12 protein-coding genes are annotated in these 19,339 nt (G+C 52.7%); all 12 read right to left on the bottom strand.

Features of this window, described 5'->3' with window-relative positions; all coding sequences use genetic code 11:
* Positions 1-6: 6 nt before the first annotated feature.
* A complete protein-coding gene (gene thrS, locus QZ170_RS02810) occupies positions 7-1,971 on the bottom strand; it encodes a threonine--tRNA ligase (protein WP_297176767.1) in 1,965 nt (654 codons plus the stop codon).
* 870 nt (positions 1,972-2,841) lie between these two features.
* The gene (locus tag QZ170_RS02815) at positions 2,842-4,161 is read right to left on the bottom strand and encodes an MATE family efflux transporter (protein WP_297176770.1); all 1,320 of its coding nucleotides are present in this window, start codon (positions 4,159-4,161) and stop codon (positions 2,842-2,844) included.
* Positions 4,162-4,252: 91 nt separating this feature from the next.
* Positions 4,253-5,716 carry a potassium/proton antiporter gene (locus QZ170_RS02820; RefSeq protein WP_297176772.1) on the bottom strand — a complete coding sequence of 488 codons (1,464 nt, stop codon included), beginning with the start codon at positions 5,714-5,716 and terminating at the stop codon, positions 4,253-4,255.
* Positions 5,717-6,036: 320 nt separating this feature from the next.
* The gene (locus QZ170_RS02825; protein WP_297176775.1) at positions 6,037-6,750 is read right to left on the bottom strand and encodes a hypothetical protein; all 714 of its coding nucleotides are present in this window, start codon (positions 6,748-6,750) and stop codon (positions 6,037-6,039) included.
* Positions 6,751-6,815: 65 nt separating this feature from the next.
* Positions 6,816-7,568 carry a hypothetical protein gene (locus QZ170_RS02830; protein WP_297176777.1) on the bottom strand — a complete coding sequence of 251 codons (753 nt, stop codon included), beginning with the start codon at positions 7,566-7,568 and terminating at the stop codon, positions 6,816-6,818.
* A 43-nt stretch (positions 7,569-7,611) separates the two neighbouring features.
* Positions 7,612-8,343 (bottom strand): hypothetical protein, encoded by a 732-nt coding sequence (locus QZ170_RS02835; RefSeq protein WP_297176780.1) that lies wholly within the window; start codon positions 8,341-8,343, stop codon positions 7,612-7,614.
* Positions 8,344-8,889: 546 nt separating this feature from the next.
* On the bottom strand, positions 8,890-9,072 hold the full coding sequence (locus tag QZ170_RS02840; protein ID WP_297176782.1) for a hypothetical protein: 183 nt from the start codon (positions 9,070-9,072) through the stop codon (positions 8,890-8,892).
* A 61-nt stretch (positions 9,073-9,133) separates the two neighbouring features.
* Positions 9,134-9,469 (bottom strand): hypothetical protein, encoded by a 336-nt coding sequence (locus tag QZ170_RS02845; protein ID WP_297176785.1) that lies wholly within the window; start codon positions 9,467-9,469, stop codon positions 9,134-9,136.
* Positions 9,470-10,331: 862 nt separating this feature from the next.
* Positions 10,332-10,835 (bottom strand): T9SS type A sorting domain-containing protein, encoded by a 504-nt coding sequence (locus QZ170_RS02850; RefSeq protein WP_297176788.1) that lies wholly within the window; start codon positions 10,833-10,835, stop codon positions 10,332-10,334.
* A 214-nt stretch (positions 10,836-11,049) separates the two neighbouring features.
* On the bottom strand, positions 11,050-11,586 hold the full coding sequence (locus QZ170_RS02855; protein ID WP_297176791.1) for a hypothetical protein: 537 nt from the start codon (positions 11,584-11,586) through the stop codon (positions 11,050-11,052).
* 752 nt (positions 11,587-12,338) lie between these two features.
* Entirely contained in the window at positions 12,339-18,449 is a 6,111-nt protein-coding gene (locus QZ170_RS02860; RefSeq protein WP_297176794.1) for a polymorphic toxin type 23 domain-containing protein, read from the bottom strand.
* Positions 18,450-18,476: 27 nt separating this feature from the next.
* Positions 18,477-18,737 (bottom strand): SpvB/TcaC N-terminal domain-containing protein, encoded by a 261-nt coding sequence (locus QZ170_RS02865; RefSeq protein ID WP_297176796.1) that lies wholly within the window; start codon positions 18,735-18,737, stop codon positions 18,477-18,479.
* Positions 18,738-19,339: the final 602 nt, after the last annotated feature.

Raw genomic sequence — 19,339 nt, forward strand, 5'->3', positions numbered from 1 at the left:
GGGTCACTACCCCTTGTTCTCAGCATGCCAGGCATTAAGCTGACGGGTGACCTCCTCGGTGATTTGTTCGGCAAAGGTAGTGATTTTCATCGAACCCTTATCTCCCTCACCCTGCACGCGGACAGAGACTTCGCCCTCCTGAGCCTCCTTCTCGCCCACGATGAGCATATAGGGGATACGCTTGAGCTCGTTGTCACGGATCTTACGGCCGATCTTCTCATTACGGTCATCCACCTGAGTGCGGACATCCCGTGCGTTGAGCTGGGCAGCTACCTGGTGAGCATAGTCGTTGAACTTCTCACTGATCGGCAGTACGACGACCTGATCAGGTGCGAGCCAGAGTGGGAAGTGTCCAGCCGTATGCTCGATGAGCACAGCCACGAAGCGCTCCATAGACCCGAAGGGGGCACGGTGGATCATCACTGGGCGGTGCTTCTTGTTATCTGCACCGGTGTACTCTAGGTCAAATCGCTCAGGCAGATTGTAGTCCACCTGGATCGTACCCAGCTGCCAGCGACGGCCTAGCGCATCCTTGACCATGAAGTCGAGCTTAGGCCCGTAGAAGGCGGCCTCGCCGTACTCGATCTTGGCTGGGAGTCCCTTCTCGGCACAAGCCTCGATGATGGCCTGCTCGGCACGCTCCCAGTTCTCCTCGCTACCGATATACTTATCACGATTGACTTGGTCACGCAGCGAGATCTGTGCCTCGAAGTTCTCGAAGTCCAGCGCCTTGAAGATGATGAAGATGATGTCCATCACCTTGCAGAATTCCTCCTTGATCTGGTCTGGACGACAGAAGAGGTGAGCGTCGTCCTGCGTGAAGCCGCGGACACGGGTCAGCCCATGGAGCTCACCACTCTGCTCGTAGCGGTAGACCGTACCGAACTCAGCGAGTCGCTGGGGAAGGTCTCGATAGGAATGGGGGCCAAGAGCCTTGAAGATCTCGCAGTGGTGAGGGCAGTTCATGGGCTTGAGCATGAACTCCTCACCCTCCTGGGGAGTCGTGATCGGACGGAAGGAGTCTGCTCCATACTTAGCCCAGTGCCCCGAGGTCACATAGAGCTGCTTCGACCCGATGTGTGGGGAGATGACCTGCTGGTAGCCGAACTGCTTCTGGATCTGCTTGAGGAACTCCTCGAGGCGGAGGCGAAGCTGTGTCCCCCGAGGGAGCCAAAGGGGCAGGCCTGCCCCGACGTTCTGAGAGAAGGCGAAGAGCCCTAGCTCCTTACCGATCTTGCGGTGGTCGCGCTTCTTAGCTTCCTCGAGGAGGGTTAGATACTCATCGAGCATCTTCTTCTTGGGGAAGGTGATCCCATAGAGGCGGGTAAGCTGCTTGCGCTTCTCATCTCCACGCCAGTAGGCACCAGCTACACTCAGGAGCTTGATGGCCTTGATATAGCCCGTATTGGGCACGTGGGGTCCACGGCACAGGTCGGTGAAGTCTCCCTGCGTGTAGGTTGTGATAGACCCATCGGGAAGGTCGGCGATGAGCTCGAGCTTGTACTCGTCATTCTTCTGCTTGAAGAACTCCGTCACATCGGCCTTGGTAATGTCTTTGCGAATAATGGGCTCCTTGCGGGCGGCGAACTCGGCCATCTTGGCCTCGATAGCTCCGAGGTCTGCGTCCTTGAGCTGTACCCCTTCGCCCAGATCGATATCATAGTAGAAACCATTCTCGATAGCTGGCCCGATACCGAACTTCACGCCCGGGTAGAGCGCCTGAAGTGCCTCGGCCATGAGGTGGGCGCTGGAGTGCCAGTAGGCATACTTACCCTCTGGATCCTCCCACTTGTAGAGCTTCAGCTCGGTGTCCTCCTTGAGGGGGCGCATCAGATCCCAGATCTGGCCATTGACACCGGCCGCCAGCACGTCCTGCTGTAGGCGGGGGCTGATGTCCCCGGCGATATCCCAGGAGGTAGTCCCTACGGGGTATTCTCGCTGACTACCATCAGGGAATGTTACTTTGATCATTGAGCTCATTGTGATATGATAAGTCTGTATGAGTGATTGTTCTGAATACCTTGTCTATTTCACAAAGATACGACATATCTAGCACACAGTGTCCTCCACACTAGGGGATGTGCAGGGCTGACGCATGAAACCACCATAGTGCGAGGGCAAGGTCGTGGGGGAGCATACGCCGAAGATAGAAGTGTCTAAGTCCTAGCCTAGATATCCCATGCGAATACCTCCTACCTAGGAGGGATGAGTATACACGTGTGTACACAACCGTATACCCACGTGTACACAACAGTATACACGCGTGTACACTACCTCGCTCTAAGTATGTCCTCTGTAGGGCTTGCTTGTATGTCTATTCCTTGGGGATAATGCCTAGGATCTTCAGTGATGGGCTAAGGCTCCCTGGGATATGAAATAATACCCCCGAAGATCCAAAGGCAGGAGTGTGCGATCGAGATCATGCGTCGGCCCTGAGGGGACATGTACCAGAGCCGACCCAGAGAGCGAAGAGTCTGTTAAGGGCGGGGGAGATACGTGAGACGGCGTCCACCTCGCTAGGGGACGCCGTCACATGCTGGTTTACATGGTACCCTACCCCCAGCAAGGTATATAGACGCTGGAGCATAGAGTAGAGAGGGGGATGAGGAAAAGCTATCCCGAGCCAAGGCACAGCAGGCTAGGCATAGAGCCGGGAGCTCCATACCACCATCCATACATGGGTCACTGACTATGTAGCGTGCTTGGCGTGTGCATCGTAGTGTGTGTGGTGTTATTCATGGGCAAAGGTACAAAATATCTCCACCTATTATCCCACACCCCGACGAGCCTCCCCTAGCCACTAGATCTGCGGGTCACCCAGAGGGGAAGGGAGGCTACTCCTCAGCCCCGACAGTGGCGCCTCCCTAGTGTCCAGACCAGCGCACTGCGTACCCCTAGGTAGCTGAGGAAGGCTACCCAGAGACCATGAGCCCCGAGTGGCCCGATCACAGCGAGGTACACGACGAAGAACGCCCCCCCTGCAGCCAGCATCGAGAGCCCCATCGTACGACTATCGGTGGCTCCCACGAGGATGCCATCCCACAGAAAGGCGGCAAACGACACCAGCGGTACGAGTGCCATCCAGTAGCGGAACTCTAGCGCTCGCCCCAGGACCTCCGCCTTGTCCGTCAGTAGAGCTAGGAAGGGCTCTGGGACAAAGGCATAGAGTACGGCACCGACCACGGCTAGCCCCCCACCGATACGGAGCACTGCCGGGATGATACGTCTCAGCCGAGCCCGGTCCTGAGCCCCGATAGCCTCCCCGACAAGGGCCTCCGCAGCATAGGCGATCCCGTCCATGAAGTAGGAGAAGAGCGTGAAGAGCTGCATCAAGAGACTATTAGCGGCCAAGGTCGTCACTCCGATCATCCCCCCAGCTCGGATGAAGAAGAGCGTCACGGTCTGTAGCGTGAGCGTGCGGATGAGGAGGTACTTCCCGACGTGGAAGTAGCGGACGAGCGTCGGTGGATGCCAGAGATAGCTCCGAGAGAAGAGCCTGAGGATCCGCCGATGATAGTGCCAAGCCCCCACACCGAGAGCTAGGACAGCAGCATACTGCGCGAGTGCCGTACCGAGGGCTAGCCCCCCTACCCCCATCCCGAGGGGAAAGGCCAGAAGGTAGCTAAAGAGGATATTCGCCAGATTGCTCCCGATGCTCACCGCCATGACGAGCTTCATGCGCTGTACCCCGATGAGCCATCCATTATATACGTATAGGAGCAGGGCTGCGGGCGCCCCTAGGAAGGAGTAGCGGAGATAGTCCCGAGCCTCTAGGGAGAGCGTCGCCGAGCCCTCCTGCAGTAGATCTGCTGCCGGGCCTATATAGAGCGGACGAAGGAGGACGAGTAGTAGCCCCACCCCGAGGGCAATAAGAGACCCCGAGGAGAGCTGGCGCAGGAGGGCGCGCACGTCTCCCGCCCCCCAGGCCTGAGCCGTGAAGCCCGTCGTCCCCATACGCAGTAGGCTCCAGAGACCGATGACGAAGTGGGTCACGGCCGCTCCGATCGCTACGGCTGCGATGCTCTCCGCACGAGCCATGCGCCCTGCCATAGCCATATCGCAGAGCATCAGGAGCGGGACAGTGACGTTGGATAGGATGTTGGGCAGGGCCAGTGCCCAGATCTTGCGCCCTATAGGTGGTGGTAGCTGTTCTTGCTTCATGAGTGGGTACGGATCTCCCTATCCACACGCTACGGTGGTGGGACTTCACGCTAGTACTGCTCTTCGCTATATCATAATGGAGGATGGGGGGTCAAGCCTTGGAGTGCTGTTCGAAGACGATGAGCAGGACATCCCCAGCCTGTAGGGCGAGCTTCCCCTTGGGTACCATATAGTCATCCCCTCGGCGTACGAGGATGACGAGCTCCTCCTCTCGGAGGTCGATCTCCATCAGACGACGTCCCGAGGCGAGCATCTCCTCGGTCACCTCCCGCTCCACCATCTTAGCCCCTGTGTGCTGGGGGATCTCGACCCCGAAGAGGCTCACCTCATTCTTCACCTCCTCATCTAGCCCCAGCAGGCGTGCCACTGCGGGCATAGTACTCCCCTGGATGAGCAGGGAGAGCAGGGTGATGAAGAAGACGATATGGAAGAGCGTCTCTGCCCCCTCTACCTGGCTCATCAGCGGGTACGTGGCGAAGATGATCGGCACAGCACCCCTCAGCCCTACCCAGGATAGGAACCACCGCCCTCGCATGCTGATACTTGGGAAGAAGACGAGGCATAGCTGGACAGCAAGTGGACGGGCAATGAAGATCATGAAGAGCCCTGCGAGCAGAGCAAAGCCTGCGATCGGTAGGAGGTTATGTGCATCGACGAAGAGCCCGAGGATGATGAAGAGGGCGATCTGTAGGAGCCACGTCAGCCCATCGAAGAAGGTAACGATACTCTTCTTATGTACCACCCGCTTGTTCCCCACCAGTACGCCCATGATATAGACAGCGAGGTAGCCGTTGCCCTGCAGTAGTGTCGTGGCCGAGAAGGTCAGGAAGACGACGCAGAGGAGGAGGATCGGATAGAGGGCTTCGTTGCCGATATTAGCCTTATTAAGGAGCTTGACGGTCAGCCAACCCATCACATAGCCCAGCAGTCCCCCGACGGAGAACTGTAGGAGGAAGGTCACGAGGATACTCCCTGCCGAGCCTTCGCTCCCCCCCGTGACATACTGGATGAGGGCGATCGTGAGCATGTAGGCCATCGGGTCATTACTCCCACTCTCTAGCTCTAGGATCGGGCGGAGCCCCTCCTTGAGGTGCATATTCTTCGAGCGAAGGAGCGCAAAGACCGAGGCCGAGTCCGTACTTGACATCGTGGCAGCCAGCAGTAGGGCGATCGGGAAGGAGAAGTGCACCGGAGCCCAGCCTAGCTGATCGAGCCCATAGAGGAAGGCTCCGAAGCAGAGCGTCGTCAGCAGTACCCCCAGCGTAGAGAGTGTGATCCCAGGCCCCAGGATCGGACGGATCTCAGCGAACTTCGTCTCCAGCCCCCCAAAGAAGAGGATCACCGTCAGGGCGACCATCCCGACGAACTGTGTGTGCCCAGCATCATTGTACTGTATCCCTAGCCCTGAGCTACCGAAGAGCATCCCCGTGATGAGGAAGAGGAGTAGGGCGGGGACGCCAAATCGTGTCCCGACCTTGCCGGCCATGATCCCGGCCAGCATTAGGACAGATCCGACGAGGAGGATAGGTTCGTATGCTATTGAGGTTTGCTCCATATGTGATATACGGTGTTATTTAGTCTGCCTTTGCTCGCTTAAGTAGCGAATTTAACAAAGATACAGAATAAACGCGTTTTTTCAAAGGCACTCCCCTCATGATCGCCAATAGGTATGCCTGCCACATACGAAGCAGCTCTAGGGTGAGGGTGGGAGCAAGCGAATGAGCAAGGGAGAGGGGCGAGCGAGGCGAGCTCTCTCAGGCTCCTCGTTTCCTCTCTTAGGCTTATAAGCCTCTAGCCTCAGAGCACAAGCCCTATGCCGAGGGCTCTAATAGGGGGACGGGTGGATACGATCAGCTGACCAACCAGAGCAGCGAGCTACTCACAGATGGGATTAGGATACTTGGGCTGCTTGCAGAGGTCTATGCCCTTCGGTACACTCCCTCGGCGTATCCCCTTGAGGTAAGACTCCTCGAGCACAGAATCAACGGGCACCTCGAGCACAGCATCGGCGGGCACCTTACCGAAGAGCCCCTTGGTCTTGTAGGCCTTGAGCTCCTTGCTCTCTAGGTCATAGACTACGAGGAAGGAACCTTCCCACCCATCTATATAGAAGGTATAGACTGATCTCGTAGAGCTTAGGATGGGGATCATGGGATCTCTGGGATCTAAGGGCTGGGGATCGTGCTCCAGTGACCCACCTAACCAACAGTCATACCATACGGAGTCGTAGTCCTGGAGGTAAGCCATACCACCGACCACGAACTGGGGATCAAGCAAGCTCCATATAGAGCCGAGCGATAGGGTGTCACGCACCGCATCAGGTAGCTCCCGATAGCTACTCCGCACACCGACCTCTGGGACGAAGACTACCCTTAGGAAGCTGTCCGCCGAGATCCACTGCACGGCTAGGTATTCATCCCGGTGCTCCTCTGCATGACGCTGCAGTTCGTTCACGAACTGAGCTAAGGACAGATAGGGCTGGAGCTCCATCTTCGTCCTCACAGCGGGTCTAGAGAAGTAGCAGGAGGTAATACAGCAGAGGATGAAGAGCACAAAGAAATACTTGGAGCAATGGCGAATAGGCATCATAGGTGAGCTCGATCTTATATTCAGATTCTGACGGCACAAGGATAATCGCTTATCCAGCATCCCGCTTAGCGTCTAAAGGATTTGCCCCGTCCCCGATAGTCTCGCCCTCGGAGGTAGTCAGGATAGATCCCTTGGAGGTCTCTAGCCATCGTCTGGAGCACCGCTGAGAGATCCATGCATTGGTCTCCTTGGCTAGTGGTACGACGGTCATATACCCTCAGCTGTCCATCCGGGGAGATAACAAATCGCCTATTATAGGCAGCGATATCAAACACGAGTGGAGCATCCCCTGACGAGAGCTCCTCCAAGGGGACACTCTTGGGATCTAACGGCTCAAGCGTCTTCACCCTCAGAGAGAACGAGTACCTATACCAGCCCCCTCCCACAAGCTGGACAAGCACATCGACAAAGCGGAAGCTCTCTGTATCTAACAGCCCCAGGAGCTCCTCCCATGTATGGAAGTAGGGACGACGCCCAAACTTATTGTAGTACTCATACTCATAGATCTCCGCTCTGAACCGAAGAGACGGGACAATGATCATACGCTCTACCCGCTGTCCCCGAGGGATATGCCTAGCGACCTCCCATCGTATTGTGGGGCCCTCCCATGTGAGTGTGCGATGGAGCGCTCGGGCAAATGCTCCGACCTCCATCCTGCGACGTTCCTTCGGAGGTGTGAAGCTCCTCGGCCGTCGCAGTGGTGCAGTACTACACGAGCTGAGGATGTAGAGCCCAAGGAGAGTTCCAAGGAACAGGGTGTATAGAGCCCGAGGGCGGGCACCTCGCCCTTGACGATTATTGTATTTACTCTCCTTCATACTAGCCATCTCCTTATCATCCGATGAACCTATCCCCTCCCATTCAAGGATTGGGCACCTCCCGAAGGATCTTTTTCAAGGCCTTGATGCGTCGGTTACCAGCTGCTCGATGGTGCTCGTAGTCACTCCCTCGGAGGATGTAGGGGGGATGCTCCGAATAAGCCTCGACGACCACAGGGAGTACCTCTGAGGGTTGCCTTATCCTCCCATGAGAAAAGTCGTAGGCCTCTAGCTGCCCATCCTGAAGTGAGTAGCTATACCGCCCCGAGAAAACAAGCCTAAACGTCAGCGGTGCTCCCCGAGAAAGGAGTGTCTCTAGGAATGGCCGATACTTCGCATCGTAGAGCATCGAGTCAATAGGGACAACCCGCCTATCTAGACTCTCAAGCATGCAGGTGTACCAGTGTCCATCTCCCTCCTCGATGAAGGCTTGTACGCCACAGAAGCTCTCCATATCCAGTAGCCCAAAGAGCTCCTCCCAGCTATGGAAGTAGGGCTGACGACGGAACTTATTGTAGTACTCATATCTCTCGATCCCTCTCTTAAAACGAAGAGTGGGGACGAGGAGTACTTGACGCACCTGAGTGCTAAGATTAGGGATCTTCCGTAGAAGGGCTGCCCTCTGCCTATTGAGCGAGCGATGGAGCTCTTGCGCACATGCTCGGACATCCATTTGAGGACGTTCCTTAGGCGGCACAAAGTTCCTTGGTCTCCTCTTCGTGCCACAAGAATAGAAGAGACCGATCCCGAGCAGTATGATTAGGATTTCCCTCATAATACCTTTCTTTACACTCTAGATCACATCAGACCTAGGGCTCTAGTAGACATAGATCATAGGGAGCCTTTTCTCCCTGCGTATATCCTTTCTGTTACTTGTGACTCGCAGGCGTATCTGTCTGAGGACTTGATCCTCTAGGAGAGAATCAACAGGAAGCTCCTCATACGGAGGATAGGAATCATAGACCCTAAGCCTCGTCCCCTCTGGGTCATAGACGAAGAAGTAGGGAGCGACCATCTGGCCTAGATAAAAAGCCCTGAGAGGCTTTGGCGAAGCTAGGAAGGCACGTATAGGCAGAGTGCAATCAGAGGAGTCTAGGGGATGAGGTTCTTGGTCATATGGACCTCTAAGCGACCACTCATACCATACGGAGTCGTAGTCCTGAAGGTAAGCGACTCCTCCCACCACCACTTTAGGGTCGATCAGGCTCCAGACGGAGTGGAGCGATAGGGTATCGAGTACGGGATCAGATAGGCACCTTTTGCTCCTATCGATATTGACCTCTGGGACGACGACTACCCTCAGGAAGCTGTCTGCCGAGATTCACTGTACCGCTAGGTACTCATCGCGATAGCGATCCATATGATGCTGCAGTTCGTCCACGAACTGAGCCAAGGAGCGGTAGGGCTTGACGGAGAGCTTCCTACTGAGTAGACAGCAAGAGCACAAACCGTAGAGCAAGAGCAGTATGCCGAGGCTCCTAGTGAGGTAACGAGGGTAGGTCATTATTCTCTCTCCATAAAATTCAATAGGTCTCTCCTTCAGCTCCAGAGGTTCTCTGGGGTATCTAATTCCTATCGTGAGGGGTAGAGAGGTAGTCCCGTAGATGCTGTGGGATCTCTATCTGCCAAGGACTATTCGTGAGGATCGTGTAGCGGGGCCCATCCTCTTCCAGATTAAGGTACTTGACCACGTAGTCCTGACCCACAACGGCCTGGGCAAAGGTACGCTGTGAGACTTTTTCCGTGATCCACACCCTGATAGGGCCAGACTCAAGCTCCCCTTCACTATTGTGGTAGTATCCTCGCTGGAGCAGTGTATACTGCAGGCAGTAGCTAGCGCCCTGACGATAGGCTCGAGTGCACGTCCCCCGTAGGTTCGCCCCATAGAGTAGGACGTCCACACCTCGATGACGAGCAAGTTTATAGGGCACTACGAATGAGAGAGCCGCTAGCCCGATAATCCCAAGCCATAGGAGTCCTTGAACAAACAAAGGGGGTTCTTTACTCCAAATCATAGCCATCTAGTGACACATTAATTGGTCCGTAGGAAAGTACAAATGGACGATACATCCATCTGTAGAGTCGTGAGTAGGAACTTAGCAAGCGGACGTCAGGGGAGTAACATCGATAGAAGCCATACCCTGGGGCTCCATACGACGTCGCCTCTCTCCCATAGAGACTATTATTCTCTTTGGTGATACGACCTTGATATTCTAGGGTGAACCCTATTGCGTGATAGCTATAGCCACCCTTCCCCCCAGCACTGATTCGGGCGGGTGGCTCATCGATCAAGCACACTCGAGGCTGGCCATACCGGATACAGTCCTCTTTATAGGAAACATTCCGTACGTCGATAAGAACTATTATCCCTACCAGAATATAGAAGACTAAATAATGCCAGTACTTCATACCTATTTACTTATATAGGAAGCGCCTCATCCGGGTACAATCCTTCGGCCTGAGACAACTGAGGGAAGGTACCAAGATCCACCTTATCCTTTGGCTTACTAGATACACTTGTCCTACAGCCACCAAGAATGACACATAGGATGAACAAAAGCAAATATTGCTTCATAATGCACATTACATTATGGTTCATACAAGCGATGATATAGAAGTGAACTGGGCTCTATCTTTTACAACCGCACACAGAAAAGATGGAAGGGGGTAAAGGCATAGAGACGAAACTTCTGATAGGAATAAGCACCTTAATGGGGGCGTAATAGATAGGATGACATAGCCATCTAGTATTAGCTAGGCATATTAGTTCTTCCGGATCTTCCATGCAGACCGATCCTTCCCCACAATGAGATGTAGGACGTAGAGACCTGCACTCTGGGCTGAGAGATCAAGCATGGTCGTCACGGAGGCAACCTCCCGTCTCACGACCACTCGACCGAAGAGGTCATAGACCACCAGGACTGCACGCTGCTCAGGGCGATAACCAAGGAATTCGATCGTCAGCTCGCCTTCGGTGGGGTTGGGGTAAATACGAACCTGACCTCGGTCGATGGTCTCTGTAACATAATCCCGACCACTTAGGTGACGACGATCCGCCTCATCCCTTGGGTCAAGGTAAGATGTAGCCTGTTGCGTACTATCCGTACTCAATGTACGGAGTCCCTCGGGCTTCTTCGAGCCAACAACTAGCTCACGACGGACTCTATTCCCGGCGGCATCATAGGCGAAACGTACCCGTCCCTGTCCCATGAGGGGGAGGCTACCCACGGAGAGTAGCAATAGAATAATAAGGTATAGGTTCCTCATAAAGATCCTTGTTATAGTTAGTTATAGTGAAGCAAATGTAGACATTTCGCCGTAGATGTGACGGGGTTCATCTTATCTCTGCCTAGAAGTCGTCTTGCATTAGTCCTCAGATGAGTGCTTGCTATTGTGGCTTAGTCACCGAAGAGTACAGTACACATAGATCACGTTTATGTGATTGCTCTTCCCTTCGGCGTCTTCGATGTCAGGCTGACTATCACCACTTGATCTCGCCATGATACTCCCGAAAGAGGAGGGTTATACTCCTCCGGAAGGGTCTGAGCTCTTGGCCTCGGTACTCGATGGTAGTGATACTTCCATCGCGATTAACTTTTGCTCTAATTTCATAGGTCGTATACTGCCGTCCCACATATTGTCCCGTGTAGCCCGGAATTTCGAAGTGTAAAACTCGCCCTTCTAGCCAGAAGACACCATATGGGTTGAATTTCTTCGTAAACAAGCCTCCGGGAGCAAGTTTCTTCTGCTCAACGTACTCGAAATCGTCATAAGACTCCGGCGGTATCGGAATATCTTCATAGGCTAAGCAACGTCCATCTCTAAAGAAGGCTAAGACGGACATCGTCGATCTTTCTGTATACGTATCATATCCGAAATGATAATAATACCCATCTGTTCGTATGAGTGACCCAGTATAGGGCTCTTGTCGATGTCTTAGAACTGGAGGAGTAAAATCCTTCTTACAGGAACTCAGTACAACGATGATGAGCAGAGCCCTGATAATCTTCTTTACCATAATGTGTAGGGATTAGGTAAGTAGTATCCGTCATAGAAGTGGCAGGGGCCATCGTGTTTGGCCCTGAAGTGGGGGGGCACCAAATAGGTCATGAAAGTCGTTTTGCATTAGTCCTCAGATGAGTGCTTGCTATTGTGGCTTAGTCACCGAAGAGTACAGTCCACATAGATCACAATGCGATTATTCTTCCCTTCGGAGCCTTCGGTGTCAGGGTGACTATCACCACTTGATCTCGCCATGATACTCTAGAAAGCGGAGGGTTATTATACTATTCCGGAAGTATCTGGGCTCTTGGCCTCGATAGGCGATGGAAGTGATACTTCCATCGCGATTAACTATTGCACTATTTTCATAGGTCGTATACTGTCGTCCCACATATTGTCCTGTGTAGCGCGGAATTTCGAGGTGTAAAACCCGTCCTTCTAGCCAGAAGACGCCATATGGGTTGAATTTCTTCGTAAACCAGCCTCCGGGAGCAAGTATCTTCTGCTCAATGTACTCGAAATAGTCATAAGACTCCGGCGGTATAGGAATATATTTATAGGCTAAGCAACGTCCATCTCGAAAGAAGGCCAAGACGGACATCATCCATCCTTTGGTATACTTATCATGTTCGAGATGATAATAATACCCATCTGTTCGTATAAGAGACCCGGTATAGGGCACTTGCCGATGTCTTAGAACTGGAGGAGTAAAATCCTTCTTACAGGAACTCAGTACAACGATGATGAGCAGAGTCCAGATGATCTTCTTTACCATAACGTGTTGGGATTAGGTAAGTAGTATCCGCCATAGAAGTGGCAGGGGCCATTGGGTTGGGCCTTGAAGTGGGGGGCACCAAATAGGTCATGAAAGCCGTTTTGTATGGGCTCTCGGATATAGCGCTCGCTATTTAGGCCCACTCGCCAACCCTTATATCCTACATAGATTACACCCATGCGATAGTTATCTACAGTACCACCTATGTAATAATTCCCATCTAAACTCGTCTCTGCTGCAGCTCCTGTGTATAGGAGCATACCGAGGTTTGCACCCTTGAGTTTTCCTGAGGTGATATCGAAGCGTAGGGCAGCCGTTCGGTACTTATCTCGCTCATGCCCCCCTGCCCTCCAGAGGCCTGGGACGGGAGCCCAAGTATCATTCTCGTAGGTAAGGCGTCCCCCCCAAGCGCCTGCATACATTTGTCCCGTTTGCTGCCCACCATGGTTATCCAGAAAATAGGTACTTCCAGCACCCAACTCAAAGGACTTGTGCTTAACTCCAAGACCATAACCGAAGCGGAACTCATCCATGGTCTCGCCCGAACCTGGTGCTGAGCCATAGACACTCGCCCCATAGCTGAGGCCAGCATTAACGATTCCTGAAGCATAGCTAAATGTGACATTCCAGCCAATGCCGACACCATCCGTGCCGAAGCTTATCTGGGGCATGAATCCTAGACTAAAGTTACCCCATAGAGGGAGACTGACAGTGCTAAAGTTGAGTGCTCCATTGACTGCACCCGAGAGCATGGCAAAGACCAGATTGGGGAAGCTGAAGTGCTTCAGCCCACCAGGAGTAAGGAGCATTCCTGCTGTGTAGAAGCCCCCACCCATGAGGGCACCCCAGCATGCAGCATCAAGGATGGCTCCAGCTGGTCCTAGGATAGCTGTGAAGAAGAACTTCCCATTGCGGTCAGTGAAGCGCAACGGATTATTGAGGCAGTAGGAATATCGGTTGAGACTCTGCGTGAAGTCTGGGAGCTGTATATAGGGATCGGGGCTAAGGAAGCACCCTGTGTAGGGATCATAGAGACGGGCATTCATATTGATGAGCTCAAACTCGGGTAGATGCTCATGACCTGTGAATCCACGACCAAGGAAAAGCCCTTCACCTTCCTCAAGACGCCCCCACGGAGTATAGTGATAGTGTGCACGTGATATGCCCTGATCATCTACGATATTGGTAATACTTCCAAGGTAATCCCGAGCAATATAGTAGAGTCTCCACTGCCCACCCTCACGGACGAGGACGGCTGGAGCGGTGTAGGCATCTCCCTGAAGGTAGAGTCGAGCAGTCGTCTCGCCCTGCTTTGGGCGAGTCTCCTCCTCATACTGGCTACCCCAGTAGTAGAGCTCTCGTAGGAGTGTATCACCATGTTGTATCGTCATCTTTGTCCGCTCAAGTGCACTATTGTAGTCCCATTGAGCCCGATATTCATCTCCCCATATGGAACTAGCATCCTTCAGTCTAAAGCTCTTGGGACGGTCAAAGGAGGTATAATCAGCGATCTGATCAGAAGTTATCCTTGGGAGGAGATCATAGATATCCCTATCGAAGACAGTCGTATCTCTAGCGAAGTAAATGGGGGCAATCTGACTCCCAGGATCATCAGGTTTGCCATTCGGAAGATCGGGGGTAACAGGATTGCCTCCAGGTAGGGAGGGCAGATTTGGTGGAAGATTGATACCTGGATGACCTTCGATCCTTGTGAGTCGATAGGGATGTCCAGCCTCTTCATAGTGAAAGGAGCAACCTCCCGTCATGGGATTCCCTGTCTCGGATAAGCATCCATTAGGAGTATAGCTACACTCCCCAGAGGCCCATCGAGTAAGACGATGGAGATTATCGTAGCTGAAAGTCTGTCGTCGTACGGAGTCTTCCACACGCCACTGCCGTTCTAGGAGGTTGCCCGTCTGAGGGTCAAAGGTATATCGCTCCTCCTGTACAGCCCCCATTGAGCGACCAGTAAGGAGCCCCACGGGATCGTAGCTGTAGGTACGCTCCTGCCCGCCTGTCCGAGCACGGATCGGGACACCCATATTATTCACGGATAACAGGTGCCAGATGGTATCCTGCTGAGGGCGTAGAGGTGACTGAAGGAGCGTCATCACATGATGCCCATGCTCATAGATATACAGTTCGGTGAACTCCTCTTCATTTGGAGTGCGATAGGTCAAACGAGCTAGCTCTCCTCCACTCCCATAGTAGTAAGTGCGTCGCAGTGTCTTGCTTGGACTAACACCCTCCACTAGGGAGGCAGTCCGTCCGAGGGCATCATAGGTATAACTCTTGAAGCTCCCGTTCGTTGATCGCTCCTCCGTCAGGCGGCTATAGTTATCATATGTGTAGCTGGTAGAAAAGTCTTTATCTCGCTCTATACGTACGAGTCGTCCATAGGGATCGGTAACGGTCGTTACGCCTCCATTGGGGGAGGACTTCCGCTCGGTGTGTGTTCCATCTTGGGCATAAGCATATGTGATCTCCCTACGCCCTGAACTAGGGTCGTTGAGTGCAGTCTGCCGGCCATAGGTGTCATACTCAAAGCTAGTCACCACATCTCCTGGAGCCGTGATTCGATCGACCTGTCCATCGGGACGATAGCTATAGATGATCTTGCCTCCCAGGTCTTCGGAGGAGAGGAGTTCACCCAATTCTCCATAGGTGCGCTTGATGCTGATTCCACCTTTGGTCTCTGTGATTTGGTTACACTCGCCTCGCTTACCCTGTTGCTGGATGAGCTCATAGGCCCAAGTCGTCGCCCCCCCTGAGGGCTCACGCTGAGCAATCTGTCGCCCAAACATATCATACTCATGTTCTATCCAAAGAGGCTGTGTCCCGTCCCGATAGGGCAGCGAGGAGCGTACAACACGTCCAGCCCCATCATACATCTTCGCCTCCCAAAGGATTGAGCCATCATGCTGCTCAGTGCCTGTACGGAGCTCTCGATCGAGTGCATCACAGACCCTGTAGCTAGTCGGAGTACCTGTCCTCCTCTTCACAATGGTGTAAGTGCCATCTGGGTGCTGCTCATGGGTCGTACTTGTCACTGTACCATCTGGAGTTGTCTCCTGAGCAATCAATCCAAAGGCATCGTACTCTACCCGGGTCATTTGTCCGAGGGGATCGGTAATGCGTCTAGCTCGTCCATGCTTTTCATGGTCTGCGTAGCGAGTCTCCAGCCCGAGGGCATCTCGTGTGGAGAGCAGATGATGTCCTGTCTCGTCGTATATATAGCTCTTCGTTGATCCCTTAGGTGAGTCATAGTATAGAGTACATTCCGATGTGACATTACCCCATCTGTCGTAGGTGGATTGAGTTCGCTGGATCGTCAACTGTGGATTACCATTCAGATACTTATCAATCTCAATAGGTTGGAAGTCGCTGTTATAGGTGTAGAGGGAGGTGATGGAGCTCTGTCCGCTCTCTTTTTGGGTTATCTCTGTTTGCTCTTCGAGAATTCCTAGATGATAGGAGAAGCCTATCCGATGACGAAGCTTACGTTCCACAATCTTATTACTCTTCCCATATGCGAGCTTCATATGTGTGGGATACCCTAGCTCATCGTATTGATAATCAGAATGGGAAGAGACACCTTTAAGATAGTCTTTGTCGACAGACCTACTCAGCAAGAGGTTCCATTCCTTATTCGATCCATACGTCTCCCGATAGTCATAGACCTTACTTTGCAGGAGCGTCATGGAGGGGAAATGCCTTGTTTCTTCCTGTGATGGAGCTCCTCGTAACGTGTGTAGGTTCAGAGTGGTCGTCTGTATATGCAGAAGGTAATCCTTCTTTGTAACGCGACCAAAGCCAACAAACCCCAACCCTAGACGATCTATATAGCCATCTTCGTATGTATAAGAGCTATTTTCGAAGTATGGGATTCCCGTCCCAGAATAGTAGGCAAAGGTACTTGTCACTAGACTCCAGGGGGCTCTCACAGGGGCATATCTTTGATCTATGTGAACATTTCCCGTATCCCGATAGGCCTTCGGCCCCAGCTCCGAGAGCGCATTTAGGTCTTGGTAGTCCTGCTGATGGACGACGCCTCGGCTGTCTATCAGTCCAGCCAAGAGACGCGCATGGGCGAGATTATTAAGATATGTGTAGCCCTTGAGTTCCCCACGATTGCCAATGGTGATGAATTGGCTGGGAGCCATGAGATGGCTGATATTCAGAGGCAGGAAAATGACCGCATTGCTCCTCTCGTGAGTAGGTAGGGACTGGGGGCGAAGCTTCCCTTGTTCGTTGAGATGAATATCAATCCCATTTTTGTCGTGTATGCGTACAAGGTCAGCTCGTCCATCATGATTCACATCTAGGAGTATGAGTTGATCATTCTTATCCGTAGAGTCCTCCCGCTGATAGACAGGAAAATGAGTGTAATGGAAGCCCGAACCCGTATTGATATAATATCCCCATTGATTTCCATGGTCAATACGCTCTCTGCGACAGATCGTTGTGTCTTCTCTAGGGCGAGGGATACTCTGGAGCATGAGACTATCTTCAGGGATAGGAACAGCATCTTTAGGCACACGCTCCCAGACCTCTTTATACCCTGAGAATGCAACCGGACAGAGGGCATCAATTAGTCCATCTCCATTGAGATCACCCCATAAGAGATCCTGACTTGAGGGAGAGATGCCCCCACTACCCTGCGAGTAGTCCTTGCCTCGGAGGAGAGCTGTACCCTGAGCGTTGAAGTGATATCGTTCGATCGTATTGGATACCGTCGATAGGCAAAGTTCTGTCGATCCATCTCCATCGAGATCCATTGCTGTCAGGGAGCTTCCCTGCAGGGGGGAGAGGTTGAGCACCCAATCTTGTTGATAGGTAACACTCCCTTGTTGGAGATTCACTAAGAGGAGTGTAGGCGTGGCATCCTTCTCTTCCACGGTCTTGTTGTAGGTAACGATAGCCAGCTGAGTAGAGCCGTCCCCACAGAACTGCCCCCAGAGCGTATGTAGATACCTCGGACTGGTGTAGGACTTGTTCTCTACGACACCCTTGACTGTGACTCTAAACGACCTCTTTAGTGTGAGTCCCTGCTTCCCTCTTCGGTTAATTTCGTAAACCTCTACCCTAAGTGAGGTCTTCTTTCTATCCTCTGTCAGATTGAGGTTAAGCTTGACTACCTCATCAATTCCATCTCCATCAGTATCTACAGCCTGAGCCCCAAAGAAGCCCTCTCCAACCTCTAGGTGGAGAACACTTGAATGAAGCCTCTGTAGATGAGGGACAATTAAGATCTGTTGCTTTGGATCATACATACTCCCATAGAGATCCTCTCTTGGCCATCGAAGATTAATTACTTTCCGGGTGTAGGTCTCGAAGCGGGGATAGAGCAGCATTCCATCTCCCATCTGCCCTGTGGTGAAGTGTCCTCTGAGAGCAACCATCTCGTACTTATAGAGATCGATATGCTCCTCTAGATACTTACTCTGCTGGGTTTGCAGATGTTCCTCGTAGGGATCCTCTGGTGAGGGATATTCCTCCTTATAGGTGCAAGTAATCGGGTGAAGAGATATCCCCTCAGAGCTATAGTCGATTTGTCTCAGTAGGTTTGTCCCAGCAGCCCATCGATGGCTGAGTGTATAGGTCGCAAGCAGTGTCGTTCCATCATATGAGTGAATGCTCCGAAGTATAAGTCCCCTACGTATCGCCACACCTCGCACATAGTGTTCGGTGGTATCCTGACGAGCTTCGTAGGTGAAGGTAAGGCTGCCTGTCGTGCCGAGTAGAGGTACCCCGTCTCCAATGTTAGTCCCCTGCCCAAAGGTGACCCTAGAGAGATAAGGGGTGTGCTCATGAATCTGGTAGTCATATAGTTGTACACGACCTCTCAGGTCAATTTTCCTCCGACAGACATAGGTGCCTAGATCGAGAGGCTCCAGCATCTCATATAGGGCTATTGTCCCATCTGGGAAACGAGCCTCATAGCTTCGAGTGTCTGGGATATAGCGCACGAGTATCTTGCCTTGCTCGGTGATGTAGGGATATTGGTTGGGGAGTAGGCTGGTATTGCGTACGAGCCGTATACCATCTAGACGTAGGGCATCCCAATGAATTGATGTTCCTGCTCCCTGTAGAGAACTAGTCACTCCATCATAGTGGATAGAGCGATCCGTCTAGACGATGTTGGATAGACCGCTGAGCTCCCAACCATAGCCCACTATTCCATTGCCCGACTGGCTATTATAAGTGAGTGCTATCTGAGGAGCATACTTGTAGCCTTTAGCTGTCTCGATTGGGATACTGTAGGTAATAGCCCCCGAAGGGGTGATACTCCGATTATACGGGATCGATGGTGTCCACTGGGGACTCTTTGTGCTCCTACTAATCAAGAAGTGCGGAGATATCTCTGTTTCCTTCTCCCTTTCACTGGGCATACTAGACAGCTGAGGATGAGGGAGCCTCACTGGATGCATGCTCTTTTCTCCTTTCGGGGGAGTGAAGTCATACCGCTGGGGAAGGTAGTGCCAGAGCGTATCTCCATTAGATCGGACTTCAATCCGTATGGAATCTCGTGTTTGTGCCTTGAGAGAAAAGGGGGAGACAAGCGTGATAGCCACAAGGGCTAGGACATAGATACTCATGTGGGAGATGTAGAAAGACGATAGCTTCCCTACTCTCACTCGTGGTACCCTAGTGAGGTGCAGGCCAGAGCGTAAATGCTGGCTGCTGATAGTTAGGTGCAGACTCGCCATAGGAGTGCTTTGCTTTAGATTGTGGTTGGGGCATGTATGTACTGCAAATATAGGTATTTCTCTACAGAAGAGTACGCACCAGCCCAGAGGGATCATGGCCGACGCATGATCTCGCTCACACACTCCTGCCTTTGGATCTTCGGGGGTATCATTTCATATCCCAAGTAGCCTTAGCCCATCACTAAAGATCCTAGGCATTATCCCCAAGGAATAGACATACAAGCGAGCCCTACAGAGGATATACTTAGAGCGAGGTAGTGTACACGCGTGTATACTGTTGTGTA

This window comes from uncultured Porphyromonas sp. (assembly GCF_905372525.1).
Taxonomy (GTDB): domain Bacteria; phylum Bacteroidota; class Bacteroidia; order Bacteroidales; family Porphyromonadaceae; genus Porphyromonas.

Bases quoted from the DNA above. Each gene is read 5' to 3' on its own strand.
- thrS (WP_297176767.1), bottom strand. From the start codon at position 1,971: ATGATCAAAGTAACATTCCCTGATGGTAGTCAGCGAGAATACCCCGTA.
- QZ170_RS02815 (WP_297176770.1), bottom strand. From the start codon at position 4,161: ATGAAGCAAGAACAGCTACCACCACCTATAGGGCGCAAGATCTGGGCA.
- QZ170_RS02820 (WP_297176772.1), bottom strand. From the start codon at position 5,716: ATGGAGCAAACCTCAATAGCATACGAACCTATCCTCCTCGTCGGATCT.
- QZ170_RS02825 (WP_297176775.1), bottom strand. From the start codon at position 6,750: ATGATGCCTATTCGCCATTGCTCCAAGTATTTCTTTGTGCTCTTCATC.
- QZ170_RS02830 (WP_297176777.1), bottom strand. From the start codon at position 7,568: ATGAAGGAGAGTAAATACAATAATCGTCAAGGGCGAGGTGCCCGCCCT.
- QZ170_RS02835 (WP_297176780.1), bottom strand. From the start codon at position 8,343: ATGAGGGAAATCCTAATCATACTGCTCGGGATCGGTCTCTTCTATTCT.
- QZ170_RS02840 (WP_297176782.1), bottom strand. From the start codon at position 9,072: ATGACCTACCCTCGTTACCTCACTAGGAGCCTCGGCATACTGCTCTTG.
- QZ170_RS02850 (WP_297176788.1), bottom strand. From the start codon at position 10,835: ATGAGGAACCTATACCTTATTATTCTATTGCTACTCTCCGTGGGTAGC.
- QZ170_RS02855 (WP_297176791.1), bottom strand. From the start codon at position 11,586: ATGGTAAAGAAGATTATCAGGGCTCTGCTCATCATCGTTGTACTGAGT.
- QZ170_RS02865 (WP_297176796.1), bottom strand. From the start codon at position 18,737: ATGCCCAGTGAAAGGGAGAAGGAAACAGAGATATCTCCGCACTTCTTG.